Source organism: Kitasatospora sp. NPDC028961 (assembly GCF_055564815.1).
In genome coordinates this window covers 133,351-160,337 of sequence record NZ_JBVHVO010000014.1, presented here as the reverse complement: position 1 = coordinate 160,337, position 26,987 = coordinate 133,351, and the positions used below count along the sequence as shown (strand labels likewise).

Annotated in this window: 16 protein-coding genes; 9 read left to right on the top strand and 7 right to left on the bottom strand. The window is 73.2% G+C overall.

The annotated features are described in order from the left end of the window. Positions 1-61: 61 nt before the first annotated feature. Entirely contained in the window at positions 62-1,417 is a 1,356-nt protein-coding gene (locus ACZ4UX_RS23735) for a glycoside hydrolase family 27 protein (protein ID WP_465708137.1), read from the bottom strand. An 894-nt stretch (positions 1,418-2,311) separates the two neighbouring features. On the opposite strand from ACZ4UX_RS23735, the gene ACZ4UX_RS23730 reads away from it, so the two are divergent. Then, positions 2,312-3,577: an APC family permease gene (locus ACZ4UX_RS23730; protein ID WP_465708136.1), complete on the top strand. Its 1,266-nt coding sequence runs from the start codon at positions 2,312-2,314 to the stop codon at positions 3,575-3,577. 90 nt (positions 3,578-3,667) lie between these two features. Here ACZ4UX_RS23730 and ACZ4UX_RS23725 read toward each other — a convergent pair whose 3' ends face one another. Together ACZ4UX_RS23725 and ACZ4UX_RS23720 are read right to left on the bottom strand one after the other, a co-directional pair. Next, positions 3,668-5,173 (bottom strand): sensor histidine kinase, encoded by a 1,506-nt coding sequence (locus ACZ4UX_RS23725; protein WP_465708169.1) that lies wholly within the window; start codon positions 5,171-5,173, stop codon positions 3,668-3,670. A 56-nt stretch (positions 5,174-5,229) separates the two neighbouring features. Beyond that, complete coding sequence (locus tag ACZ4UX_RS23720) at positions 5,230-5,940, bottom strand: response regulator transcription factor (RefSeq protein WP_465708135.1); 711 nt, start codon at positions 5,938-5,940, stop codon at positions 5,230-5,232. A 275-nt stretch (positions 5,941-6,215) separates the two neighbouring features. Between ACZ4UX_RS23720 and ACZ4UX_RS23715 the strand changes: the two genes are divergently transcribed. The 5 genes from ACZ4UX_RS23715 to ACZ4UX_RS23695 all read left to right on the top strand — a co-directional run bounded on the left by ACZ4UX_RS23715 (position 6,216) and on the right by ACZ4UX_RS23695 (position 10,753). After that, the gene (locus ACZ4UX_RS23715) at positions 6,216-7,610 is read left to right on the top strand and encodes a ferredoxin reductase family protein (RefSeq protein ID WP_465708134.1); all 1,395 of its coding nucleotides are present in this window, start codon (positions 6,216-6,218) and stop codon (positions 7,608-7,610) included. Positions 7,611-7,621: 11 nt separating this feature from the next. Continuing rightward, positions 7,622-8,125, top strand: a complete 504-nt coding sequence (locus ACZ4UX_RS23710) for an FMN-binding protein (RefSeq protein ID WP_465708133.1) — start codon at positions 7,622-7,624, stop codon at positions 8,123-8,125. Beyond that, positions 8,125-8,871: an FAD:protein FMN transferase gene (locus ACZ4UX_RS23705; protein ID WP_465708132.1), complete on the top strand. Its 747-nt coding sequence runs from the start codon at positions 8,125-8,127 to the stop codon at positions 8,869-8,871. Before ACZ4UX_RS23710 ends, ACZ4UX_RS23705 begins: the two co-directional genes overlap by 1 nt. Before the next feature lie 324 nt (positions 8,872-9,195). After that, on the top strand, positions 9,196-9,837 hold the full coding sequence (locus ACZ4UX_RS23700; protein WP_465708131.1) for a dihydrofolate reductase family protein: 642 nt from the start codon (positions 9,196-9,198) through the stop codon (positions 9,835-9,837). A 4-nt stretch (positions 9,838-9,841) separates the two neighbouring features. Beyond that, entirely contained in the window at positions 9,842-10,753 is a 912-nt protein-coding gene (locus tag ACZ4UX_RS23695) for an alpha/beta fold hydrolase (RefSeq protein WP_465708130.1), read from the top strand. A 313-nt stretch (positions 10,754-11,066) separates the two neighbouring features. Here the strand turns inward: ACZ4UX_RS23695 and ACZ4UX_RS23690 are convergent, their stop codons facing one another. After that, positions 11,067-13,049: a hypothetical protein gene (locus ACZ4UX_RS23690; protein ID WP_465708129.1), complete on the bottom strand. Its 1,983-nt coding sequence runs from the start codon at positions 13,047-13,049 to the stop codon at positions 11,067-11,069. A 238-nt stretch (positions 13,050-13,287) separates the two neighbouring features. Here ACZ4UX_RS23690 and ACZ4UX_RS23685 point away from each other — a divergent pair, with 238 nt between their 5' ends. Continuing rightward, complete coding sequence (locus ACZ4UX_RS23685) at positions 13,288-13,815, top strand: ferredoxin (protein ID WP_465708128.1); 528 nt, start codon at positions 13,288-13,290, stop codon at positions 13,813-13,815. Between the two features lie 319 nt (positions 13,816-14,134). On the opposite strand, the gene ACZ4UX_RS23680 is transcribed toward ACZ4UX_RS23685, so the two are convergent. Then, complete coding sequence (locus ACZ4UX_RS23680; protein ID WP_465708168.1) at positions 14,135-15,301, bottom strand: GDSL-type esterase/lipase family protein; 1,167 nt, start codon at positions 15,299-15,301, stop codon at positions 14,135-14,137. Between the two features lie 1,231 nt (positions 15,302-16,532). On the opposite strand from ACZ4UX_RS23680, the gene ACZ4UX_RS23675 reads away from it, so the two are divergent. Both ACZ4UX_RS23675 and ACZ4UX_RS23670 read left to right on the top strand, forming a co-directional pair. Continuing rightward, a complete protein-coding gene (locus tag ACZ4UX_RS23675; protein ID WP_465708127.1) occupies positions 16,533-24,581 on the top strand; it encodes a DNRLRE domain-containing protein in 8,049 nt (2,682 codons plus the stop codon). A 111-nt stretch (positions 24,582-24,692) separates the two neighbouring features. Then, a complete protein-coding gene (locus ACZ4UX_RS23670; protein WP_465708126.1) occupies positions 24,693-25,154 on the top strand; it encodes a hypothetical protein in 462 nt (153 codons plus the stop codon). Between the two features lie 217 nt (positions 25,155-25,371). Here ACZ4UX_RS23670 and ACZ4UX_RS23665 read toward each other — a convergent pair whose 3' ends face one another. Further along, the gene (locus ACZ4UX_RS23665; protein WP_465708125.1) at positions 25,372-25,863 is read right to left on the bottom strand and encodes a heme-degrading domain-containing protein; all 492 of its coding nucleotides are present in this window, start codon (positions 25,861-25,863) and stop codon (positions 25,372-25,374) included. Then, complete coding sequence (locus tag ACZ4UX_RS23660; RefSeq protein WP_465708124.1) at positions 25,860-26,954, bottom strand: Gfo/Idh/MocA family oxidoreductase; 1,095 nt, start codon at positions 26,952-26,954, stop codon at positions 25,860-25,862. Before ACZ4UX_RS23660 ends, ACZ4UX_RS23665 begins: the two co-directional genes overlap by 4 nt. Between the last annotated feature and the right edge of the window lie 33 nt (positions 26,955-26,987).

Sequence of the window (26,987 nt, the reverse complement as noted above, 5' to 3'; positions counted from 1 at the left end):
TGCTCGGAGCTGCCGCCGTGGCCAGGGCGGTAGCTCCGAGCAGGGTCGGGCCCGGCGCAGGCTAGGAGGTCGGGGTGACCTTGACCATGACGGTGGTGTGCGGGGGGACGCTGTAGGTGAACGTGGAGTCGGTCCTGGTGGTGACCGACTTAGTCCAGAGGTCCTTGACGGTGTAACCGGCCGCATCGCGAAGGCCGACGGCCCCCGCGGTGGTGGATAGGACCGTCTCCTGGTCGCTCTCGTTGGTGAAGGTGACGGAGCGGCTGCCGTCGGACAGGGGCTTGGTCATCACCAGTGCCAGCCTGTCCTCCAGGGGCTTGCGTCCGGGCTGGAGAACGGTCTGCGAGACGACGGTTGCCTGCTTGCCCAGGGGGTCCTGGTCCACGGCGATGACGTCCTTGTTGGTCAGGATGTCGAACGACCCCTTCCCCTGGCCCGCCTGCTCCTCCTTGTCCCGGTCGGGCAGGTTCGTGCTGATCATCAGCGGCGCCGCCATCTGGGCCCAGAGGCTGACCTGGGTGCGCTCCTCGGCCGGGGTGAACCCCGGCTTGGCGTCGCTCTTGGAGATCCCCCGATTCCCGACGTTGAGCAGGTCGGGGTCGTTCCACCGGCCCGGCTTCGCGTAGTCGGAGAGGATCATGTTCCTGTGGAGGTTGTTGAGGAGGGACGTGTAGAAGTTCCCGATGTCGCCGGTGGTGCGCCACGTGCTGCCCAACTGCCCGGCCCAGGTCCAGGGGTCGTCCAGACCCCAGTCGCAGATGGCCAACAGGATCTCCCGGCCGTGCTTCTGGCCGGCCCGTCGCAGCGCGTCACTCATCGCCTTGAAGCGCTTCTGGGTGTCCGCCTGACCGTGGGGGCAGTTGTCGTACTTGAGGTAGTCGACCCCCCAGCCGTACCAGGTCTCGGCGTCGGTCCGCTCGTGGCCGAGGCCGCCCGGAAAGCCCTTCTTCTGGCGGCCCTCGGGGTCGTTCGGGTCCACCGGGCCCACTCCGGCGCAGGTCGTCTCTCCCGCGCTGGAGTACAGGCCGAACTTGAGCCCCTTGGAGTGGACGTACTCGGCCAGTGCCTTGATCCCGCTGGGGAATCGGGTCGGGTTGGCCTGCAGCCTGCCCTGGGCGTCGCGTTGAGGCGCGGCCCAGCAGTCGTCCAGGACGATGTACTGGTAGCCCGCGTCCTTCAGCCCCCTGGAGACGAAGAGATCCGCGGTCCTCCTGACGGTCTCCTCGTTGAGTGAGCCCGAACACCGGGTGGCGTTCCAGGAGTTCCAGCCCATCGGCGGAGTCGCCGCGAGTGGGATCTCGGCGGCCGCGGCGGGCGGCGCCGAGAGCTGGACGGTGGCCGCGGCGCCGGCCAGCAGCGCAAGCGCGGCGGTGGCCGAGACGGATCTACGGCCCGGACGGTTCCTTCGGTGAGCCATGAACACTCCTTGCAAATGGGTGGGGTAAGGCGCAGGAACTGGAGGCACGCCGGAGAACCAGAGCAAGCAGGTTCTCAGTGCAGCCCTAGGCAAGTCCCGTTGCCAGGACATGCCGAGCATTTCTCCGGGTTGGTTCTTTTTGACCTCTGCCAAGGGCGTCGAGATGCGACCCGAGGGGCTCGCGTCAGTTTCGATCTTGGCAGGGCTGACTTGGAGACGATTGCCGCTCTGATGCGTATCCGGCGCATCGGCTGAGGTGGTGTCCGTGGCACAGGTCGCGACAGCACCTTGGCGAATGAATGGGACCGGACGCGCAACAGCAGGCCGGGAGGCCAAGGGAAGTGATACTTCGCTGGATCTATTGCCCTGTTCCTGATCCGTCACTTTGCACGGAATCGGCACGTGATGCAACGGCCTGGACCGGATCAGATTCCTGTCGAACAAGCTCGGGATCCAGCCGTAACACCGGGGCGAACGAATGGTCACAGTTCAGCCAATGCCCGGGACGGCAAGGCCTGGTGACACTCGCGGAACAACGGTTCGGCGTTCACCACAAGGGCGCGGTCATACCGTTCCACAGCTCAATTCGACACTCGTTGACTTCCCAGAGGAACGGCCGTTTGCGGGTCAGGCGGGCGTCGGCAAAGGGAGTTGAATCTCGGCGTGATTCCCGGGGACCTCCGGAAGGCTGAGAGCTGGAATGACGTTCGCCCCGGGTACCGGCACCGATTTCCCCGGGGTGGTCGTACGCGGCGCCGCGTGAGGACCGGACGTGACGGTGGTCAATGGCCGGTGGCACGCTGGACCGCCGCAGCCGGCCGGCGGGCCCGTTCAGGTGCCCGCCACCTCGTTCGCGTATCGTGCGCCGACATCGGAATCCGCGAAGGGCAGTCCATGAACACGTCGGCGTCACCAGCCGCTCCGGGGGCGTTGGGACGGCATCTGGGCCTGTTCGACGCCGTGGTGATCGGGCTCGGGTCGATGATCGGCGCGGGAGTCTTCGCGGCGCTCGCGCCCGCCGCTTCGGCGGCCGGCTCCGGGCTGCTGGTCGGCCTGGCCCTGGCGGCCGTGGTGGCGTACTGCAACGCCACCTCGTCGGCCCGGCTGGCCGCGCGCTACCCGCAGTCCGGGGGCACCTACGTCTACGGCCGCGAGCGCCTCGGCGACTTCTGGGGCTACCTGGCCGGATGGGGCTTCGTGGTCGGCAAAACGGCCTCGTGCGCGGCGATGGCACTCACCGTGGGCTCCTACGTGTGGCCCGCCCAGGCGCACGCCGTCGCGGTCGCGGCAGTGGTGGCGCTGACCGCCGTCAACTACGCCGGGGTCCAGAAAGCCGCCTGGCTGACGCGCGGAATCGTCGCCGCCGTCCTGGCCGTGCTGGCCGCGGTGGTCACCGCCTGCCTGACCGGCTCGACGGCCGACGCCGGGCACTGGGCGGTCGGCGCGGACGCCGGCTTCCACGGCGTCCTGCAGGCGGGCGGCCTGCTGTTCTTCGCGTTCGCCGGGTACGCGAGGATCGCCACGCTCGGGGAGGAGGTGCGCGATCCGCGACGGACCATCCCCCGGGCGGTCTCGCTCGCCCTCGGCATCACCCTGGTGGTGTACGGCCTCGTCGCGCTCGCCGTACTCGCCGTACTCAGCCCGGCCGGTCTGGCCCACGCGGCGGCGCCGCTGGTCGACGCCGTCCGGGCCGCCGGCGCCCCGGGCCTGGCCCCGGTGGTGCGCGCGGGTGCGGCCGTAGCGGCGCTCGGCTCGCTGCTCGCACTGATCCTCGGGGTCTCGCGCACCACCCTGGCGATGGCCCGCGACCACCACCTGCCGCACCGGCTGTCCGCCGTCCACCCGCGTTTCGGCGTGCCGCACCGCGCGGAGCTGGCCGTCGGCGCGGTGGTCGCCGTCCTGGCGGCCACCGCGGACGTGCGCGGCGCGATCGGCTTCTCCTCCTTCGGCGTGCTCGCCTACTACGCCGTCGCCAACGCCTGCGCCTGGACCCTCACGCCCGCGGAGGGACGCCCACCCCGGGCCGTGCCGGTGGTCGGCGCGGCGGGCTGCCTCGTCCTGGCCGCCGCCCTGCCGGCCGCCTCGGTGCTGTGGGGCGCCGCCGTGATCGCGCTGGGCGCCACCGTCTACGGCGCGCGCAGGCTGCTTCGCCGGGGCTGAGCACGCCTCGGTGGCCGACCGCTGCACCGACGGCGCCGTGAGGCGCGGGCCGGCCGGGCGCCGGCCGGCCGGGCGCCGGCCGGCCGGGAGTCATGGTGACGAAGATGCCGCCGCCCGGGCATCGGGGCAGCCGAGAGTCACCGTGACGACGGTACCGCCGCCCGGGCGCCGGGACAGGGTCACCGTGCCGCCGTGGGCGGTGGCGACCGCCTCGACGATGGCGAGGCCGAGTCCGGTGCCGCCGCTCGTGCGCGAGCGCGAGCTGTCGCCCCGGACGAACCGTTCGAAGACGTGCGGGGCGAGCTCGGGAGGGATCCCCGGCCCGTCGTCGGAGACCGTGACGCGGCGGGCTTCGACCCGCAGGACGACGGTCGTGCCGTCGGGGGTGTGGCGGTGGGCGTTCGAGAGCAGGTTCGTGACGACCTGGCGCAGCCGGTGCTCGTCCCCCGTCACGACGACCGGCTCGGGCGGCAGTTCGAGCCGCCAGTGGTGGCCGGGCGCCGCGACCCGCGCGTCCTGGGTGCAGTCGAGGGCGATGCGGGTGAGGTCGACCTCCTCGCGGGCGAGCGGCCGCCCCGCGTCGAGCCGGGCGAGCAGCAGCAGGTCCTCGACGATGGCTCCCATCCGGACGGACTCGGCATCGATGCGGCGCAGCGAGTGCGTCACCTCGGCCGGAGCGCCTCCCGGGTGGCCGAGGGCGAGTTCGGCGTGGCCCCGGATGGTGGCGAGCGGCGTCCGCAGCTCGTGGCCCGCGTCGGCGGCGAAGGCCCGCAGCCGGTTCTCGGACGCGTGGCGCTGGGCGAGGGAGTTTTCGACGTGGCCCAGCATCCGGTTGAAGGCGAGGGCGACCCGGCCGGTCTCGGTCCTCGGGTCCGCCCCCGGTACCCGGTCGTCGAGGACGACCTCGCCCGCCGCGAGCGGGAGGGCGCTGATCCGCTCCGCCGTGTCGGCGATGCGGTTCATCGGGCGCAGCGAGAGCCTTACCCAGAGGGCGCCGGCCACGCCGGTGATGCCGAGGGCGATCGCGAAGGAGGCCAGCTCCAGTGCGACGACGCGGTTCTCGGTCTCGTGCACCTGGTGCAGGGGGAGGCCGGTGATCAGGACGTCGCCGTCGCGCCCGGCGACGGCTCGGAGGCGGTAGGGGCCCAGGCCGGAGAGGCGCACCGAGCCGGGTGTTCCGCCAACCGGGAGCCGGGCGAGGTTCTGCCGGTCCCGCTGGGTGAGGGCGACCGTGTCGTCGGTGTCGGCCGGGAGGGTGCCCTCGGCGACCCCGTCGTCGTCGGCGTCGCCGTCGACCACGCCCGCGTTGGTGACCTGGCCGTTCACCAGGCGGGCGCCGAAGGTGCCGGGGCTCTGGGCGCGGGTGTCACCGCGTGGTCCCGGGCCGGCGCCGCCGTGTTCCAGGCTCGCGGCGTACCGTCCGCCCGCGTCGGCGAGGCGCTGGTCGAGCTGGTTCACCAGGTAGTGGTCGAGCGCGGTGGTGACGGCGAGGCCGACACCGGCGAAGGTGACGGCCAGCAGGGCCAGCAGGCCTGCGACCAGCCTGCTGCGGATGGTGCGCGGCACGAGGCGGCTCTCCACCAGCCGGCCTTTCACCAGCCGGCCCTTCACCGAGCGATCGTTCAGGGGGCGGCCCTTCACCGAGCGGCCCTTCACGCGACCGATGCTTTGATCAGGTAGCCGGCGCCCCGGACGGTGTGGATCATCGCCGGCCGGCCCGCGTCGACCTTCTTGCGCAGGTAGCTGATGTAGAGCTCCACGACGTGGGCCTGCCCGCCGAAGTCGTAGGACCAGACGGCATCCAGGATCTGGGCCTTGCTCAGCACCTGGCGCGGATGCTGCATCAGGTAGCGGAGCAACTGGAACTCGGTCGGGGACAGCTCGACCGGGGTGCCGCCCCGGAGCACCTCCCTGGACTGCTCCACCAGGACGAGGTCACCCAGCACGAGGGCGCCCGCCGGCACTGCGGCCGCGGAGGTGTCCGCCGCCCGGGCCCGCCGCAGCAGCCGCCGCAGCCTGACCACGACCTCCTGCAGGCTGAAGGGCTTGGTGACGTAGTCGTCGCCGCCGGCTTCGATCCCCGCGATCCGGTCCTCGACGGCGTCGCGGGCGGTCAGGAACAGCACCCGTACCTGGGGCTGCTCGGCGTGGATGCGTGCCAGCACCGCCATGCCGTCCAGGCCGGGGAGCATCATGTCCAGCACGACGGCGTCGGGCTCCCAGCGGCGGCACTCCAGCACCGCCTCCTCCCCCGAGGCCGCCCCGCGCGACTCCCAGCCCTCGTGGCGCAGCGCGGCGCACAACACCTCGACCAGGTCGGGTTCGTCGTCGACGACCAGGACACGCGGGGTGGGCACGGGCATGGCATCCAATCCGGTCGGCGCTCCCGGTCGCCGGGGGCGTGCGGTCGCTCTCCGCGCCATTGTGCCGTGCCAGGGTGAGAATCCGCTGAGACCGCGAACCGTCGATCATGGCCCTGAGCTGGCACAACTCCCTGCGGGAGGGTCGGTGGCGGCGGAACTCAGAGGGAACTGAGAGGTACGGCTGACACGGTGGGCCGGTCTCCGGATCACGGTCGTCCGCGCACCCTCCCGGGCCGCGCGCAGGACGTCGGAGCCGCGCAGAGAGGAACAGGACCATGGGTACCGCAGTCCAGCGACCGCGTCGCGCCGCGCCTGCCGTCCACCGTCGGCACCAGCACACCTCACAGCGGCCGGTGCTCCCGCCGTGGCTGCTCGCCCGGCTCGTCCCGCCGGCCGTGGCCCTCGGAGCGGGCGCCGTGCTCGCCCTGTGGTGGCAGGACACCTACGCGGTGACCGGTGCCGACCAGTGGCTCACCGGTGCGGGCCGGATCACCGGTCTGCTCGCCGGGTACGCCGCGCCGGTGCTGCTCCTGCTGATGGCCCGGATACCCGCCCTGGAGCGGGACGTGGGTGCGGACCGGCTGGCGCGCTGGCACGCGATCGGCGGGCGCTACCTGGTCGGTCTGGTCACCGTCCACGTCCTCACCGTCGTCTGGGGGTCCGCGCTCACCGCGCACCGGGCCGTCGTCGGCGAAACCGTGCGGATGGTGCTCCACGACCCGGACATGCTCAAGGCCACCGCGGCCACCCTGCTCCTCCTCGGCACCGGCGCCGTCTCGGCCCGGGCGGCCCGCCGCAGGCTGGGCTACGAGACCTGGTACTACCTGCACCTGGCGACCTATCTCGCGGTCGCCCTCGGCTTCGCCCACCAGCTCACCAACGGCGCCGATCTCGGCCGGGGGCCCGCCCGCGCCGGCTGGTACGTGCTCTACGTCGCCACCTTCGCCGTGCTGGGCTGGTACCGGCTCGCCGTCCCGTTCCTCCGCGACCGCCGCCACCGGCTGCACGTCGCGGAGGTTCGCCCCGAGGGTCCCGGGGTGGTGTCCGTCTTCCTGACCGGTGAGCGGCTGGCCGAACTGCGCGCCGAACCGGGCCAGTTCTTCCGGCTCCAGTTCCTCGCCCCGGGGCTGCGGTGGGCCGCGAACCCGTACTCGCTCTCCGCGCCGCCCACCGACCGGTTCCTGCGCTTCACCGTCAAGGGACTCGGCGGCCACAGCGCCGCCCTCGCCGGCCTGCGCCCGGGGACCCGGGTGCGCGCCGAGGGCCCGTACGGGGCCTTCACCGCCCGGCGGCGCACCCAGCGGCGTGTCCTGCTGATCGCCGGCGGCGTCGGCATCACCCCGCTGCGGACCCTGTTCGAGACCCTGCCGGCCGGGCCCGGTGAGCTGACCCTGCTCTACCGGGCCCGGGACGGCGAGGACCTGCTGTTCCGGCAGGAACTGGAGCGGATCGCCGGGACGCGCTCGGCCCGCCTGTCCTACCTCGTCGGCCGTCGTGACGAGACGGGCGACCCGCTCTCCGCGGCCGCGCTCGGCCGGCTGGTGCCGGGCCTGGCGCAGCACGACGTGTTCCTGTGCGGGCCGGCGGCCATGACCGGGGCGGTCACGCGCGAGCTGCGTGCCGCCGGTGTCCCCGCCCACCGCATCCACCACGAGTCGTTCGACCTCTGAAGGAGCCCGCCATGCGCCGCGCCGTTCTGGCCAGCACCGTCACCGCAGCCGGCGTCGTCCTGCTGCTCTCCCTCAAGCCGCACGGCTCCGCCTCCCCCGGGGCCGCCCCCGTCATCGGTTCCGATCCGGGCGGTACCGCGTCCGCCGCCCCGGCGACGCCCGGGGCGTCGTCGTCCGGAGGGTCGTCCTCCGGAGGGTCGTCGCCCTCGGCCGCCGCAGGAGCGGGTACCGCTTCCGGCGCCCGGGTCGTCACCGGCAACGCCGTCGACACCCGCTACGGACCGGTCCAGGTGCGGATCACCCTCAGCGGCGGCCGGATCACCAAGGCCGAGGTGGTGCAGTACCCGTCGGAGAGCAGGCGCGACCTGGAGATCAACCAGTTCGCGCTGCCCCGGCTCAATCAGGAGGCCGTCTCCGCGCAGAGCGCACGCGTCGACGCCGTCGCCGGCGCCACCTACACCAGCGAGGGCTACCAGCGGTCGTTGCAGAGCGCCCTCGACCAGGCGGGCGTCTGATGCTCCGACACGCCGAGCACGCCATGGGGACGGTCTTCTCCTTCGCCGTCCGCGACGCCGCGCCCGCCGACCTCGCCCCGGCCCTCGCCGAACTCCACCGGCTCGACCGGCTCTTCTCCACCTACCGCCCGCTGAGCCAGATCAGCCGACTCGCCCGCGGCGAGCTGACCCTCGCCCAGTGCGATCCGCTGGTGGCCGAGGCCCTCGACCACTGCGCCGCCGTGGCGCGGGAGACCGCCGGCTACTTCTCGGCGCGGGCCGGCGGCTCCCTGGACCCGTCGGGCTGGGTCAAGGGCTGGGCGATCGAACGCGCCTCCCACCTGCTCACAGCCGCCGGGTTCCCGCACCACAGCCTGACCGGTGGCGGAGACGTCCAGACGGCCGGAGCCCCGGCGCCCGGCCGCTCGTGGCGCGTCGGCATCGCCGACCCGGCGGCCCCCGGCCGGCTGGCCGCCGTCGTCGAGGCGCGCGACCGCCTCGCGGTCGCCGGATCCGGTACGGCCGAGCGCGGCCAGCACATCCTGGATCCGCACACCGGGCGCCCGCCGCACGGCGCGCTCTCGGTCACCCTGATCGGCCAGGACATCGCGCTCACCGACGCATTGGCGACGGCCGCCTTCGCCATGGGGCCGGCCGCCGCCCTGCACTGGGCCGAGCGACGCAGCGGCATCGAGGCCCTCGTGATCCTGTCCGACGGCACCCGCCTGGGCACCTCCGGCCTGACCACCCTGCTCGCACCGGCCTGACCCGGGACGAGGCTTCGGCACGCCGCGTCGAACCGGGTGGCGGTGGCGCGGCGTTCCAGGGCTTCGGGCTCGACGGGTTCGACCCCCGGTGCGTCGTCCGCGCCGTCGAGCCGGCCGAACAGCAGTCGCATCGCCAGGCTCGACACCGCGCGCGGCCGAGGCGGGACGTCGGTGACCGGCCGTGCGAACGACACAGCGGCCCGGACCACCGACGGACCGGCGGACCGGCGGATACGGAAACCGGGTTCCGGCGCGGCGATGAGTTTTCCGGCCCCGGCAGGTCTATATCTCGACCGGGATCACCGACTCATCGGGAGTACAGACATGGGACTCATCCACATCGAGCTGTTCGCGACCCTCGACCTCGTCGCGCAGGCGCCAGGCGGACCCGACGAGGACCCGGCGGGGTTCCCGTTCGGCGGCTGGCAGGCGCCCCTGCTGAACGAGGCCACCGGCGCGCAGATCGTCGCCGCCTACGAGGGCACCGACGCCCTGCTGCTCGGCCGGCGCACGTACGACATCTTCGCCGCCTACTGGCCGCACCAGAAGGACGGCGAGATCGCCGAGCTCTTCAACCGCGTCCCGAAGTACGTGGCCTCCCGGGGCACGCCCGACCTCCCGTGGGCCGGGTCCACCCGGCTCGGCCCGGACCTGGCCGGCGCGGTGCGCGAGATCCGCGAGCGGCACGACCACGTGAAGGTCGTCGGGAGCCTGGACCTGGTGCAGACCCTCCTGCGGGAGAAGCTCTTCGACCGTCTCGACCTCTGGGTGCACCCGATCACGCTCGGCGTCGGGAAGAAGGTGTTCGACGGCGGCGCGGTGCCCACGAACCTCACCCTCCTCGAACCGCCGGTCGCCGGTCCGGAAGGCACCGTCTACCTGCGCTACGGGCTCGCCGACGGCACGCCCGCGACGGGCGACATGAGCGCGCCCGACCGCGGTCTCGGCCGCGACGAGTCCCGGTGACCCGATGACCACCGTCCATACCAACGGGATCGCCCTGGGCATCGAGTCGTTCGGCCGCGAGGACGCGCCACTCGTCCTGCTCGCGGGCGGAACGACGATGCTCTCCTGGCCCGACGTGCTGTGCGAACGCCTCGCCGCCGGCGGACGCCGCGTGGTGCGCTACGACCTGCGCGACAGCGGGGAGTCGACGACTGCGGATCCGCAGGCGCCCGGCTACACCCTGCGCGACCTCGCCGCCGACGCGGCGGCCCTCGCCGAGACGCTCGGCGGGGGCCCCGCCCATCTCGCGGGCATCGGCGTCGGCGGCATGGTCGCCCAGGTCGCCGCGCTCGACCACCCGGACAGCTTCTCGGCGCTCACGCTCGTCGGCACCCGTCCCGTCGCCCCCGGCCCGCCCGACGACGACCTCCCCGACCACGACCCCGCGACCATGAGCCGGCTGTTCGCACGCCCGATGCCCGACTGGACCGACCGCCGGGCCGTCGCCGAGTTCGCCGCCGCCGGCGCCGAGATCCTCGGCGACGACCCCGCCGCCGCCCGCGCGACCTCCGCGCGCATCTGGGACCGCACCCCCGGGACCGCGCCCCCGGTCCAGACGGCCAACCAGCTGCGCATGACGTTCTCCAAGCTCGACTGCCGGCCCCGTTGGCGCGAGCGCCTGCCAGAGATCAGGATCCCCACCCTCGTCGTCCACGGCCGCCGCGACCCGTTCTTCCCCGTCGGCAACGGCGAGGCGATCGCGCGCGCGATCCCCCGGGCACGACTGCTCGTTCTCGAAGACGCCGCCACCGCGATGCCGGACGCGGCCCTCGGCGAGGTCAGCGAGGCGATGCTCGCGCTCGGACCGTGGACGGCCGGTGCTGCGCGGCTCCCACCTCCGGACGGGTCCGCGTGGCGTGGCGGCCGTCCAGGGTGAACGCCCCAGCCACACACCCGCCGGCCAGGGGTACTTGACGCCAAAGGACAAGGAAACGGCTCCGGGAACGGTCGTCGAGTTCCAGCGGATCGTCGCCCACCAGATCGCCGGGATCCAGGACTTCGCCAGCCGATGACCAGACTCGCCCTTGCGGGGGCCGTCCTCGCTGGCCGGATCAACCGGGAGGCAGGAGCTGCTGAGCCCGCCGACGACGTCCTTCCGTTCCCACCATCGGAACCTGAAGGGTTGCGGCAGCGCAGGGGCCGACCCCGCGATGTGACTCGGTCGAGCTTCAGATGGTGCTCACGGCCGGTCAGTCGCAGGCGGCGAGCAGCTCGTCGACCGCGGCGCGGATGGCTTCGTCCTGGGCAAAGCTCCGCCAGCCGCCGTCGCTGCGGAACCGCTGATCACGTTCCGGCGCGTCGCGTAGCAGCCGCGCGGCGGGTCGAGCGGCGCGACCGACCTGGACCAGATGGCGAACGGCGGGGAGCATGACCGGGAGGTAGATGCCCCTGGTCAGCGCCTGCACAGCACTCGTCATGGCCGGAACGCTGGTCTCGGTATCGCCGGTCGTGGCCCAGAGCGCATGCGCCGCCTCGACACGGGTCCAGGGGTCGTTGTCGGCGGCCATGGCCCGGAGCCGGTCCGCAAAGCGGGCGGCGTGCGGGCCGAGGTCGGCGAGCATGCGCAGGGAGGGGAGCGGAATGCTTCGCTCGACGGCGGCGCGTCCGAGCGCTTCCAGGGCCGGGCCGGGCTCGCCGCCGACCTTCCAGTAGGCCCAGGCCGCGACCTCTGCGCGTGCTTCGCTGCCGCTCGATCGGGCCAACAGCAGGTCTCGTGCCCCGTTCCCCGCCATCCCGATCCCTGCCAGCGCTCTCGCTGCCGCTGCCCAGGACCGGTCGTCCTCCAAGAGACTGAGCAGTGGGGGAACCGCTGCCTTCGCAGCGGGCCCCCAGCCCGCGAGCACCTGGCAGAGGCTGGTGCGCACGTGGTCGTCCGTGGCGGCATCGAGCTGCTCGCAGATCGCCGGCAGGAGCTGCTCGGCGTGGTCGGGAAGGCAGCTCAGGACCTCGTGGAGCGAGGGGAGCACGACATGGTGCAGGCCCGCGGTGACGGGATAGTGGGCGGAGGCCCCGGCGAAGCCGGATCGAGTGCCAGTCATCGGCCCGATCAGGCCCGGTAGGCAGCGCGGATCGTTCATCCGGGCCAGCGCCCACACGGCGGCCTCGGCGACGGTCTCCCGTTCCCGGGTGTCCCGCGCGGCGGTGTCGCCGAACAGGACGGCGACCTTGTCGGCGTGGGCCGCGGCAGCCGGGCCGAGGCAGGCCAGCAGCTCGGCCGCCCGGAACCGGACCTCAGGGGCGGGATCGTCCAGCCGCGCGGCGACAGCGGGAAGAAGGTCGGCGCTCACCGAACGCCACTGCGCCAGCAACCCGCCCGCCTGGGCCAGTGCTCCGACCCGCTGGTCGACGTCGGGATGGTCCTCCAGCAGACCGAGAGTGAAGGCGGCGGACGGCCCGGTGAACAATGCTGCCGTCCAGTGGTGAACACCCTGGACACCGGCACCGACCGAGCCGGTGTGCCGCCACAGCTCGACGCTCGGGTCCCGGACCGCTTCCAGCAGGAGGTCAGCCCGTTGTGCGGGAAGGTTCGGGTCAGCCGAGGCGAGCGCATGCACCGCCGCCAGACGGGTCTGCGCCTGCGGGGCGGCGAGCAGCCCGCGGAGTAGCTCCAGTACCTCTGAGGCCCACGGTCCGGCCGGCTGTCGTTCCATCGCCCTGCCGAGCGCGAGGACCACATCGAGGCGGGTCGCCGGATCGGCCTCCGCCTGCCAGCACTGCACGAGCGCCGACAGGACGAGTTCACCGGCGCTGTCGCAGACACCGACCAGGTGAGCCGAGTCCCGCCGAATCTCCGGGGCGGGATCGGTGAGCAGGACGAGCACCTTCGGCAGCGCCTGTGCCCATGCCGACTGCCAGCCGGGGTCAAGGAACCTCTCCGCCACCTGCCCGGCCTCGGCCGCCAGCTGCCAGACCAGCTCCAGGACGACGCGGCGACTCGGGAGCGGTACATCCGGGCCCGCGGCCAGGCGCAACAGAAAGGGCAGCGCGGCCGGGGCCGCTGAGCAGATCCAGCCGCCCTGGTGGAAGAGCTGGTTGAGTAGATCGAACGCCGCATCGACGGCGTCGTCCGGATCCGGTCCCGCGCATCGGCGCATGAGGTCGGGCACGTCGTCGGCGGACCCGTAGTGATGCCGAAGCGCCGCCCAGTCGACCGCGTCCAGTCCCTCCCACATGCCCACGACCCTATCCCCCGGCCCGGCACACCGGCGACGAGAGGTCGGTGCCATGGGTGACGGCGACGCGACCGCGCCACCCCGGGAATCCGAGGCCCAACGGTTGCACCGGGGAAGGTGACAGACATCCCATGAGCTTGAGAGTCAACCGGCGAGTACCAGAGCCCGTGAGACCAGTCAGTCCTCTTCCCATCGGCAGCCCGTCGTTCGGCCCGAACGGATGGCCCAGTCTCTGCGGATGACGCTCTACTTCGACCCGGTGGCCGTCCTCGGCAGCGACCGCGATGCCTTTCGGGGCCGGTGGGAGGACCGGCTCTGGCTCAACGTCCCTGGCCCCTTCTACGGGGGGGAGACCGACACCTGCTGGACGGGGCGGCTTTCGGCACCCGCCCACGTCCTCTACGGGGGCGAGTACCTCAGCGCGTACGTCTATCGCCGGCCCAGAACGCCTGCGGACACGGCCCTGCTGGTCGAGGCGGCAGACAACGACCCGCTCCTCGGGTACGGCTGTGATGGCGACTCGCGATGGACACCGCAATCGGTCCGGGAGTGGTGGCGCAATCGCAGCAAGGTTGTGCAGTACCTGTCCGAGCAGCGGAGCACGTGGGATGAGGGCGATGCCAGGGCAGACCAGGGCATAGCCGCTGCCGTCCGCGGCTTCGAGCTCTACATCGCCGGCGGCCTGGCGACCGACCTGCGGATCTACCTCTACTGGCTGGAGGAGCGGCGGTCCCCCACACCCGTTGACCGGTTGCCCGAGCTGTAGCGTCACGCGGCGAGTCATCCAACCGCTGCCCGACCACGCTGCCGCTCGTGAGAACGCCGGGGTAGACGAAACTCGCGTTGCTGGTCCGGATGCCGGCAGCGGCCTGGTCCGAGGGCAGGACCACGCCCAAGCCGGAGCTGTCCGCGGACATGCCCACCGGAGGCAAGGGCCAGAGTGAGCACCTGGCGCCGTCCTGGTCCAGTACTGGCCCCGACGGACCGCTCCGCTACCTCGGCGGCCCCGTCGCCACCGGGGGCGGAGGCTGCCGGGAACGCCTCGGACGGCCCCGGGCTCCTCGGGCGCCGCACCCCCGGCCGCCTCACTCGGCCGGCGGGGTGCGGGGGCGGGCGCGGAACGGGCCGGCGGCGGCGAAGGCGTGGGCGGCGAAGCGTTCGCCCATGCGGCGGTAGGCGGCGGCGGACGGGTGCAGCCCGTCGGGGAGGTCGTCCACGTCGGCCGGGCCGAGGAGGTCGCGTCCGTCGAGGTGGTGCAGGTGAGGGTCGTGGGCCTGCCGGGCCGCGACGATCCTCGCCAACTCGTCACGGACCACCCGCAGCGACAACGCTCCCCGGGCCAGGTCGGCCGGGTCCCCGAGCGCGGTGATCCTTCCGTCCGGGCCCACCGTGGTCGGGCCGGGACGATCCTCCAGCGCGGGGCAGCTCACCGGGGAGATCACCAGCAGCGGGGTGTCGGGATGGCCGTCCCGGATGGTGTCCAGGAATCCGTGCACCGCCGGGCCGAAGGTCCGCAGGCGGAAGGTGGCCAGGCCCACGATGTTGACGCCGGTCTTGAGGCTGATCAGGTCGGCGGGCAGGTCGCGGATCGTCCGGGCGACGTAGGGGTCCAGCATGGCGTTGCCCGGCTCGCTGAGGTTGGTCACCTCCACGCCCCCGATGGACGCCGCGACCACGGGCCAGGTGCCGGTGGGACCGTCGGCTTCGAGGCAGTGGCTGATGGAACTCCCGTGGTGCACCCACCGGGGCCGGCCGTCGGGAAGCGGTGCCAGGACCTCACCGTCGGCGCGGAGCGCCACCAGTTCCGTGGGGGTCTGCTGCGGCAGCCACAGCTCGACGTCCTTCATCCCGGCCGGCAGACCGGCGAAGCGCGCCGTCCCCGGCTTCCCCGGTATCAGCCGCTGCTCGGCCCCGGGGCCCGCCATCCGCATGACGTTGCCCAAGGGCGCCCGCTGCCGCCCGACCAGGACGCCGTCCACCGTCAGGTCCAGCATCCCGGTCGGTTGGGGCTCCGGGTCGCCGTCGAGCTGTCCCGTGGACGTGAGCACCTCGAACTCGAGCACCCGAGCCTCGGTGCGGAACACCAGCCGCACGCCCGAGGGCATCACCGTTCCCCCGTAGACCGTCGGGTTCTGGTACTGCTCCTTGGTCCACGCCGGCAGCCGGCGCGGCATCACCCCGGCCGGCGTCCGTTCCAGATCCAGCGCCCCCCGTACCTCGACCGGACCGCCCACCAGCGGATACTCCCGCATCGTCACTGTCACCGCTCCTCGACTCCGGCCCGTCCGGCCGGGCGGGTGCCCGGCCGGAGGCATCGGGCCCCACCACGAACCTAGTCACCGCGACGGTGATGTGGTGTCGGCCGGGTGCGGGTCGTGCCGGGCGGCCGGTCGGATCCCGAGGGGGTACGTACCTGGATCGGCGCCGAGGACGGGGCGGGGCTGCGACGGGGGGATCAGCCCGGCGGCGTCCCGCGCCACGCCGAGGGCGGGCGGGAGACGCTCGCCGCGAAGGGCAGCCCGGAGTGGTCCAGCACCGGGAAGGCGTTCGGCGTACCGGTGCTGTCCTGGGCCGCCCAAGGCGTGCCGTTCGACCGGCGCGGGTACCGCCGGACCGGAAACTCCGCGGCGAAGAAAGGAAGTTGACCTCGTCCGGATCCGGTTGCGGATCGTACCCGCCGGAATTGACCAGCCGGCCGCCTGGCGATTCGATCCGGGGGCGTCGAGGAATGCCGTTCGTTTCTCCGCCGCCGTAGCGGGCGGGATATTCGGCGGGTCAATCCGGATGTCGTAGTCACGATGATTCCGGAGCATGACCCGACCGCTCCCGGCCGACCCGTGGAAACCGGGCGCGGGTTTCCCGGCGAATCGTGCGCCGCCGAGGTGGTCCACGGTGTCGGCCGGATCGAACGGACGCGCGGGCGAGGGGACGAGGGGATGTCGCCACCCGGCACGCGACCCGCTGCGCGACGACCTGCGGGAAGGGCGTCCCGCCAACCGCGGCCTGCCCGCCTTCGGCGCAGGTGGCCGACGCCGGGAGGACCGCGGTGCCGCCGAAGGCGCTATCCCCACGGCCTTCGGACATCGCCTCCCGCCCCCGTGCTCGTCGCGTCCGAGCGGGATTCGGCATCGCCCCCGGTCGGCCCGGAAATGACTATCCACAACATGATCGTCTGCCGTCAAATCATGATCGCCGACCCCCGCCGATCTGCGGGGGTGCGGGTCGGGCGTCGACGAGCAAAGCGTCTCCTTTCCCGGCCAACTGACATGCAGTCAGCATTTCACGTAATATCGGGGCAAAGCGGGCATCGGTCGACCAATCTTTGCCGATTCGATATCCGGATCCGGGGATTCCCGGTCAGCCGCTCTGCGATCTTGGTGTGGCACGACTTCTTTGCCATCACTATTCGTGGAGAAAACTCTCTTGCCATCGAGGAAGCAGGCCCCGCCCGTTTTTGGGGGCGGGGCCTTCACTACGCGCCGAATGCGGCGGACAGCCGTTCTGGCGGCGCTCGCGCTCCTGGTGGAGACGGGGGTCGCGCTCGATGCGCTGACCGCCGACTCCGCCTACGCCGCACCCGCGACCGACCCCAAGGCCACGGCCACCGCACCCGTCAACGAGGCCCCCGACGCGGCCTCCGCCCTGCTCGCCGCCCGGCTGAACGGTCACCGGGTCGAGGTGACCGGCGCCCGGACCGCCACCACCACGCTCTGGGCCGACCCCGCGGGGACGCTGACCCAGGACACCGCGACCGGACCGGTCCGGGTCAAGGTCGGCGACGCCTGGGTCCCGGTCGACACCACGCTGGTGGAGACCCCGGACGGCAAGGTCGCGCCGAAGGTCCACCCGGAGGGCCTGACCTTCACCGGTGGCGACCCCGGCGTGCGCACCGGTGACGCCGTCGCCCCGCCCGCCGGCACGACCGGGACCGGTGCACCCGCCGCCGGCACCCCCGCCGCCGGCGCCCCCGCGCACGCGGCCGCGGCCGACGCCCGGGCCGGCCGCGACGAGACCCGTCCGCAGCTGCCCACCGCACCCGGCTCCGGCCCCGCGCCCGGCCCCGGCTCCGCCTTCGCCAAGCCTGCCGACTCGGCCCCCGCCGCTGCCGCCGCACCCAACCCGGCCACCGGGGAACCCGCCGAGCGCGAGCTGGTCAAGATCGGCGCGGGCGAGCAGCAGGTGCAGCTCGGCTGGCTCGGCCGCCTGCCCAAGCCCAGGCTGGACGGCAGCCGGGCCACCTACGTCGACGCCCGCCCCGGAGTGGACCTCGTCCTGGAGGCCACCCGGACCGGCTTCGAGCAGTACCTGATCGTCAAGGACCGCTCGGCCGTCTCCCAGGCCGGCACCGTCGTGCTGCCGATCGACACCAGCGGACTGGACGTCGACCGCAAGGACGACGGCTCGATCGAGCTGACCGAGCGTCCGTCCGGCAAGGTGCAGGCGAAGATCCCCGCCCCCGTGATGTGGGACGCGGCGGTCGACCCGCAGTCGCTGGAGCACAACCGCCGCGCGCCCGTCGCGATGGAGCTGCGCGGTGCCGGCGCGGAGGCCGAGCTGGTCTTCACCCCGGACGCCGGCTTCCTCGGCGACCCGGCGACCAGCTACCCGGTGACGATCGACCCGGCGCTCACCGTCGGCGCCTCCTTCGACACCTTCGTCCAGCAGGGCTGGACCACCGACCAGTCGTCCGCCACCGAGCTGAAGCTCGGCAACAACGGCAGCGGCCAGGTCGCCCGTTCCTTCCTGCACTTCCCCGAGGGTCCGTACCACGGCAAGCACATCCTCTCGGCGAAGCTGAACCTGTACAACACCCACTCGTGGTCCTGCGAGCCCTGGTCCTGGGAGGTCTGGGACACCGGCCTCGCCTCCACCGGCTCCCGGTGGACCAACCAGCCCAACTGGAACAAGCAGTGGGCGGTCAGCAACGCCACCAAGGGCAACGAGAACGCCGGCTGCGGCGACGCCTGGGTCGCCCAGGACGTCACCTCGCTGGTCACTGCCTGGTCCGACAACGGCTACACCAACAACGCCCTCGGCCTGCGCGCCTCCACCGAGACCAGCCCGTACTCGTGGAAGCGCTTCGACTCCTCCCAGGGCGGCCACCCGCCGTTCCTGTCGGTGACCTACAACACCGTCCCCGCGGCGCCGCCGGCGGTCGACGTGTTCCCGGCCCGCCAGGGCAACCCCCGCTTCACCTCCTCGGCCACCCCGACCTTCCAGGTCCTGGCCAGTGACCCGGACAGCGGCGGCAAGGTCGGCGCCGACTTCGACCTCTACCGCGCCGGCGTCCTCGTCAAGCGCGTGTACAAGGAGGTCCCGAACGGCAGCTACGCCCAGGTGAAGCCGGCCGACTTCGGCCTCGCCAAGCTCGACGAGGGCGTGCAGTACTCGATGGGCGCCCGGCTCTGGGACGGCACCGACAACTCGCCGTGGGCCCCGCAGGACGTGGTCGTCGTGGCCGACACCACCCGGCCGGGCGCGCCGTTCGTCACCTCCGCCGACTATCCCGCCGACGATGTGTGGCACGGCGCCGCCGGCCAGACCGGACGGTTCACCCTCACCCCGCCGGCCGGCACCGACGACGTGGTCGGCTACGTCTACACCCTGGACGGCAAGGCACCGGTGACGGTCGACGCGACCGGTGCGACCACCGCGTCGATCACCCCGCCCACCGACGGCACGCACACCCTCAAGGTGCAGACCAAGGACCGGGCGGACAACCTCTCCGACCCGGCCGTCCACACCTTCCGGGTCGGCCGGGCCGGCGTCAGCTCCCCGGTCGACGGCTCCGAGACCGCCAAGCGCGTCAAGCTCGCGGTCGACGCCCAGACCCAGTACACCCGGGTCACCTGGCAGTACCGCCGCGGCCCCGGCGCCACCGAGTACGACATCCCGGCGGCCCACCTCACCAAGGCCGACAACACCCCGACCTCCGGCACCCGGCCGCGGCTCGCCGAACTCGGCGGTCACGCCAACTGGTCGGTGCTGGAGTCGCTGGGGCAGATCGGCGGCGTCGTACAGGTCCGCGCGCTGCTCTACACGGACAAGGACAGCGACCCGGCCTACCCGACGGCCTGGTCCACCTTCACCGCCGACGCCAACGCCGACGGCGCCACCGGCGTCGAGGTCGGCCCCGGCTCGGTCAACCTGCTCACCGGTGACTACTCGGTGGACGTCACCGACACCGACGAGTTCGGTATGACCACCACGCGTTCCTCCTCCTCCCGCGGCGCGACCCGCGGCTGGCAGGAACAGGGCGAGCGGCTGACCGCCAACCAGCAGCAGGTCTCCACCGACACCACCGGCTTCCTGGCCACCCCGGGCACCGCCCTGCGGGTCACCGACCGGGGCCAGGGCGGCTCGACCGACTCGCTGAAGGTCCTGCCGGACGCCAACCGCAGCGGTGACACCTACGCGCTGCTCGGCGGCTCGGGCGGCCTCCAGCTGGGCATGAAGCCCGGCCACACCTACCGGGTCAAGGCCTGGGTGTACGTCCCCTCCTCGACCGGGCTGACCGCGGGCCTCGACGACCGCGGCATGCGGATCGTGGCCGTCCACGGCAAGGCCGGCGCGCTGACCACGACCGTCTCCCGCAAGGCGCCGTACACCGACGCCTGGGCCGAGCTGACCACCGACGTCACGCTCGCCGCGGACGCCACCGAGGCGCAGATCCGGCTCTACAACGGGCACTCGGACAACGCCGACAAGCCGGTCTACTTCGACGGCATGTCGGTGCGCGAACTGGTCGCGCCGTTCGGCCCGCAGTGGGCCGGCGGGGCGCACGGGGAGTCCGCCGACTACGTGTCGCTGGCGTTCCCGAGCGCGGACGCCGCCGTCCTCAAGGGCGTCGACGACACCTCGCTCACCTTCGCGCGGGCGCAGGACGGCACGCTCTTCCCCGAGCCGGGCGCCGAGCACCTCGTCCTGAAGGCGACCGGCGACACCTACACGCTGTCCGAACTGGACGGGTCCGCCACGGTGTTCGCCCGCCAGGCCGGCTCGGACGTGTACAGCGTCCAGTCCTCCAGCGGGCCGGACGCCGGGTCCACCGCCCGCTACGTCTACGACTCCACCGACCGGCGCTCGCTCGTCAAGCGGGTGATCGCCCCGGTCGAGCCCGGCGTCGACGACGCGAACGGCTGCACCGTCGACCCGCTGCCGCGCGGCTGCGAGGTCACCGACTACGACTACGCGTCCGCCACCACCGCCACGGCCGCGGCCCCGGGCGACTTCACCGACCGGATCCGGTCCGTGAAGGTCTGGTCCTGGAACCCGGTGACCGCCAAGCAGGAAGCGGTCGAGGTCGCGCACTACGTCTACGACGAGCGCGGCCGCCTGGCCCAGGTCTGGGACCCGCGCCTGGCCCAGCCGCTGAAGACCGCCTACGACTACGACGACGCGGGGCGGGTCACCCGGATCACCCCCGCGGGCGAGCTGCCGTGGAACCTCGACTACGGCAGGGCCGCCGCGGACCAGGACCCGGGACGCCTGCTGAAGGTCCGTCGCGCGGCCCTGGCCAGGGGCAGCAAGGACCAGGTCAGCGGTGAGACCGCGAGCAAGGTCGTCTACGACGTGCCGCTGACGCGCGCCACGGGCGGTCCGTACGACCTGGGCGGCCCGGACGTGGCCGCCTGGGCGCAGACCGACGCGCCGACCGACGCCACCGCCGTCTACGGCCCCGAGGACGACCCGGGCACCGGCACCGCCACCGCGGCCAGGCCCGGACCGGACGGCTACCGGCCGGCCGTCGTCCACTACCTGAACGCCTCCGGCAACGAGGTCAACACGGCGACGCCGTCGACCACCCCCGGCGGCGACATCGACACCACCGAGTACGACCGCTACGGCCACGCCGTCCGCACTCTGGAGGCCACCAACCGCGCCATCGCGCTCGGCACCCACCCGGACACCGAACGCCTCGCGGCGGAACTGAACCTGCCCGCCGACTCCGCGTCCCGGGCCCGTCTGCTGGACTCCCGGACCCTCTACACGCCGGACGGCCTCGACGTCACCGAGACGCTCGGACCGGTCTACCGCGCCTCGCTCGCCGAGCAGGTCGACGGCCAGACCGTACCCGTCACCGTCACGGCCGAGGGCGAGAGCCTGGTCCAGCTGGGCGCCACCGACCCGGTGCGCGTCCAGACCCTGGCCACCTGCTGCGCCGGGGCCGGCTGGTCCGGCGGCGGCCAGGTGTTCCTGGCCGCCGACGCGGTCGGGGACAACGCCTCCTTCCGGATCTCGGTCCCCGAGGAGGGCACGTACCAGCTCGGCGCGCTGCTGACCAAGGCGGCCGACTACGGCATCGTCCAGCTGTCGATCGACGGCCAGAACGTCGGTGCCCCCTTCGACGGCTACAGCGCGGCGGTCACCACCACCCCGTTCGCCGCCGGTCCGACCGGCCGGCTCGCCCGCGGCGACCACGAGCTGCGGCTCACCGTCACCGGGAAGAACCCGGCGGCCGTCGCGCCCTCCTACCAGGCGGGTCTGGACCGGGTCACCCTGACCAAGACCACGCTCAACCCCACGCTCGCCGCCGGCACGCCGGTCGTGGCGCGGGACCACAACACCAACACCTACGACGAGGGCAAGCCCGACGGCAAGGCCTACCACCTGGTCACCACCAGCACCGACGGCGCCCGGATCGACGGCTACGCCGACGACGTCGAGCTGCGGGTCACCAGGACGGGCTACGACGCCCCGATCGGCGGCACCGCCGGCTGGACGCTGAAGGCGGCCACCTCGGTGACCACCGACGCGCTCGGCGCCAAGCTGACGGCGACCATCCGGTACGACGCCGCCGGCCGCGCCGTGGAGTCGCGCAAGCCGGGTTCGACGGGCGGCGACGCCGGGACGGTCAGGTCGGTGTTCTACACCGCCGGTGCCAACCCGGAGGACCCCGCCTGCGCCAACCGCCCCGAGTGGGCGGGCAGCCCGTGCGCCACACTGCCCGGCGGCGCGGTCACCGATGCCGACGGCACCCGGATGCCGACCACGCTGCCCGTCAAGCGGGTCACCCGGTACTCGCCGTTCGGCGAGCCCGAGGAGACCACCGAGACCAACGCGGGCAAGTCGCGCAGGACGGTCGTCGGTTACGACGGCGCCGACCGGATCACCTCGACCGAGATCACCTCGGACGAGGGCGTGGCGATGCCGAAGGTCACCACCGAGTACGACCCGGCCACGGGTGACGCGGTGCGGACCACGGCCGACGGCAAGTCGCTGACCCGGGTCATGGACCAGCTGGGCCGGCTGGTCTCCTACACGGACGCCGACGGCGGCACCACCACCACGGAGTTCGACGCCTTCGGCAAGCCGGTGAAGGTCGCCGACCCGACCGGGTCCACCACCTACACCTACGACCGCGCGAAGGAGCCGCGCGGCCTGGTCACCTCGGTCAACGACAGCACGGCCGGCGAGTTCACCGCCGCCTACGGTCCGGACGGCCAGCTGGTCGAACAGACCTACCCCGGCGGGATCGTCCGCAGGGACACCTTCAACGCGGTCGGCGAGGCCACCGGCCGCACCTACACCCGCTCCTCCGACAACGCCGTGGTCTGGGCCCAGACCAGCGACGTCTCCACCCAGGGCCAGGTGGCCAGGGACACCAGCTCCACCGCCACCCGCACCTACCGCTACGACCGGCTCGGCCGACTGGTGAAGGCCCAGCAGTCGACCACCACGACCGGCTGCGTGACCCGGCAGTACGCCTTCGACGCCCACTCCAACCGGCTGTCGAAGACCACCCTGCCCTCGGCCCTCGACGGCACCTGCGGCACGACCGGGGCCACCGTCGAGAACCACGGCTACGACTCCGCCGACCGGCTCACCGACCCCGGCTTCGGGTACGACGCCTTCGGGCGGACGGTGCGGACCGCGACCGGCGCGACCAACACCTACTGGGCCAACGACAAGGTCGCCGCCCAGGAGAAGGGGGACACCAGGCAGCAGTGGGCCCAGGACGCCGCCCACCGCCTCACCGCGTTCACCACGGCCAAGAAGCAGACCGACGGCTCGTGGGCCAACGCCACGTCGAAGCTCAACCACTACGGCGACGACTCCGACGAGGTCCGCTGGGTCGTCGAGGACACCACCCAGGGCACCGTGACCCGCAACGTCTCGGGCCCGGACACCGACCTGGTGGCCACCACGAGCCGGACCGGTGACGTCCAGCTCCAGCTGACCGACCTGTTCGGCTCCGTCGTGCTGACGACCGACCCGGCGCTCACCAAGCCGGTCGTGCTGGACTTCGACGAGTTCGGCATCCCGCAGGACGGCCAGGCCGCCGCGCGGTACGGCTGGCTGGGCGGCAAGCAGCGCTCCGCCGAGGCCCAGGACGGCGACATCCTCATGGGTGCCCGCCTCTACAGCCCGGCGCTCGGCCGCTTCCTCCAGGTCGACCCGGAGCCCGGCGGCAACGCCGGCGCGTACGACTACTGCACCGGCGACCCGGTCAACTGCACGGACCTCGACGGCCACTGGGGCATGCCCAAGTGGCTGAAGAAGACCGTGCACGTGGTGGCCAAGGTCGCCGAGGTCGCGTCGTACATCCCGGGCCCGATCGGCTCCGCCGCGGCCGCCGTCTCCGCCGTCTCGTACGCGGCGACCGGCAACTGGCGCAAGGCCGCCGAGATGAGCATCACCGCGGCGGCCGGCCTGGTCGGCGGCAACACGGCGGTCCGGGCCGGCTTCGCGGCCGCCCGCTACTCGCGGGGCGCGGCGCGCGTGCGGCGCGTCTCCTCCCGGGTCCGCTCGGTGTTCCGGCGGACCGGCTGCAACTCCTTCGACCCGGGCACCCCGGTGCTGATGGGCGACGGCGGGCAGCTGCCGATCGGTGAGGTCCAGGTCGGCGACCTGGTGCTCTCCACCGACCCGGCGACCGGTCAGACCCGGCCGGAGCCGGTGCTGTCGGTGATCTACGGGTACGGCACCAAGCACCTGGTCGACATCGAGACCGCGACGGCGGATCCGGCGAGCGCGACCGGGGACCCGGACACCGCGGCCGCGCTGCGGGTCACCGCCGAGCACCCGGTCTGGGTGAGCGGCAAGGGCTGGACCGACGCCGCGCAGGTGCGGGTCGGCGACTCCCTGGTGACGCCGGCCGGCACCCCGGTCCCGGTCACCCGGGTCACCGACCGGGGCGAGATCGCCGACCAGCTGGTCGTCAACCTCACCATCGGCGACCAGCACACCTACAGCGTGCGGGTCGGTGACGACTGGGTCGTCGCGCACAACAAGAACGCGTGCCACATCGACCTGCCGCACATCCTCGGCGGGCACGGCGCGAAGTCCCGCGTGGCGGGCAAGAGCCGGTTCCGCTCGCGCAACGTCCGCGAGGTCAAGTACCTGATCCACACCACGATCAAGAAGGGCAAGAGCCGGGCCAACACCGGTGGCCGCGACGGCCGGATCTACGAGCACGACTTCGGCCGGATCATCGGCCGGGACGGCAACGGCCGGCACACCACGCGGCTGCGCGTCGTCGTGAAGCAGCACAAGGGACGGAGGACGGCCAGGACGGCGCACCCGTACTGACCGGGGTCGCACCGACCGAACGGTCCCGACCGTGAGACCCGGATCGCCGGGGGCTGGAGCATCAGCCCCCGGCGATCCGCCGTCCCGCCCACCTGCGAGAATGCGAGCATCATGATCGAACTGTCCTTCTCCGCCGCCGACACCGGCGGCGCCGACCGCGGACCCCGCGGCACCATGGACTTCGCCGCGGCGGACCTCTACGACCTCACCTGCGAGGCGTTTTGGGGCCCCTACACGTTCCGGGTCGAGGGCGCCGACTTCAGCGGCACCGGGCCGGTCCTGGACCTCGCGCTAGGCCTCTTCACGGCGGCCCGGGAGCTGGCGGGCGCCGGGCGCGCCCGCTACTCGGCCGCCGGGGGCGCCGGCGAGTACCGCTTCGAACGCCGGGGCGGCAAGGAGACCGTCCGGATCCACCGGGAGCGGGACGGCAAGGGCAGCGCGGAGTACGCCGAGTTCGAGGCCGCCACCCGGGCCTTCCTCGGCGAGGTGGTGCGCGGCCTCTGCGACCGCTTCCCCGACCTGCGCCGCAACCCCGAGATCCGCCGCCTCCGGGAGGCCGCCACCGGCGGGTGACGGGACGCCGGCCGGGCGCCCTACTGACGGCGTACGTCCGGATGCACGTCACGGGGGTCGCATCCGAGGGAGCCGCCTCGGCCGGGGGTCCGTCCGGAGTGGATCAACGACCTCGGGGCCTCGGACTCGGGCGGCGGGTGAGCAGGCCGGCGGGGCCGGGCCCCCTCCTGGGCCGGCCCCTGCCGCCTCGCCGGGGCGGTAGGCGTCCGGCGGCGGGTCAGACGGCTTCGAGGCGCCGGTCCAGGTGCCGTTCGAGGGCGGTGACGACCAGGCGGTGGTCCTCGGCCTGGGGGAGGCCGGAGACGGCCACCGTGCCGACCACCCCGACGCCCTGCACGTGGATCGGGAAGGCGCCGCCGTGGGCGGCGTAGGTGTCGGGGTCGAGCCGGGAGTCCTCCTCGAAGGTCCGGCCCTTGGCCGCGAAGCGCAGGCCGACCAGGTAGGAGGAGCAGCCGTAGCGGTCCACCGTGCGGGCCTTGCGCAGGATCCAGGCGTCGTTGTCGGCCGAACTGCCCGGCAGCGCGTAGTGGAAGAGCTGCTGGCCGTTGCGCCGGATGTCCACCACCACGGGCGCCTCCTCGGCGCGCGCCAGGCCGACCAGCAGGGTGCCGAGCAGCCAGGCGTCGTCGTTGTCGAAGCGCGGCAGGCGCAGCCGGCGCTCCTCGTCCTCGACCCGCTGGATCAGGGCGGTGGCCTCGTCGGGGGTCATCGGGCGACCCTCCCGGTCAGGGTGACGGTGCGGCCCTCGGCGGCCGAGCGGCGGGCGGCCTCCAGGACGGTCAGCGCCGCCACGGCGTCGCGCGGGTCGACCGGCGCGGGCGCGCCCTCGCGCAGCGAGCGGACCACCCCGGCGTAGAAGGCGGGGTAGTCGCCGGGGAGCGAGGGGTACCCGACGGCGCCGTCGGTGGTGCCGAGCAGGCCGTACCCCGACGCGGGGACCTCGCCCCAGCCCGGGCCCGGGCGCTGTCCGGCGCGCAGCGCGTCCTCCTGCGGGTCCATGCCGTCCACGGTGTACGCGGAGCGGTCGCCCAGGACGCGCAGGCGCGGTCCGAGCCGGCCGGCCAGCGCGCTCATCCACAGGTGGGAGCGGACCCCGCCGGCGTGGGTCAGCGCCACGAAGGCGTCGTCGTCCACGGCGGCGCCGGCGCGGCGGACGTCCACCTCGGCGTACACCTGGACGGCCGGGCCGAAGAGGGTGAGCGCCTGGTCGATCAGGTGGCTGCCCAGGTCGTAGAGGATGCCGCCGGCGTCGACCGGGTCGGCGGACTCGCGCCAGCCCTCCTTCAGCTCCGGCCGCCAGCGCTCGAAGCGGGACTCGTAGCGGTGCACGGTGCCGAGCGCGCCGGTGTCGACCAGCTGCCGGACGGTGCGGAAGTCGGTGTCCCAGCGGCGGTTCTGGAAGACGGTGAGCAGCAGGCCGCGGGCCTCGGCGAGCTCGACCAGGCCGGCCGCCTCGGCCGCGGTGGCGGCGAGCGGCTTGTCCACCACGACGGGCAGCCCGGCCTCCAGGGCGGCCCGGGCGAGCGGCACGTGGCTGCGGTTGGGGGAGGCGACGACCAGCAGGTCGAGGGCGCCGGGAGCGGCCAGCAGCTGCTCGGCGCTGTCCACCACGCGGGCCTGCGGGTGGTCCTGGCGCAGTTGCTCGCGCCGCTCGGGCGCGGACGTGACCACGGCGTCCAGGCGGAGCCCGGGCGTGGCGGCGATCAGCGGGGCGTGGAAGGCCGCTCCGGCCAGGCCGTAGCCGACCAGTCCGACGCGGAGGGCGGGGTGCCCGGGACCGGGGGTGCTCTCGAAGGTCATGCCAACCAGTTAAACAACGGTGTTTCCTAAGTG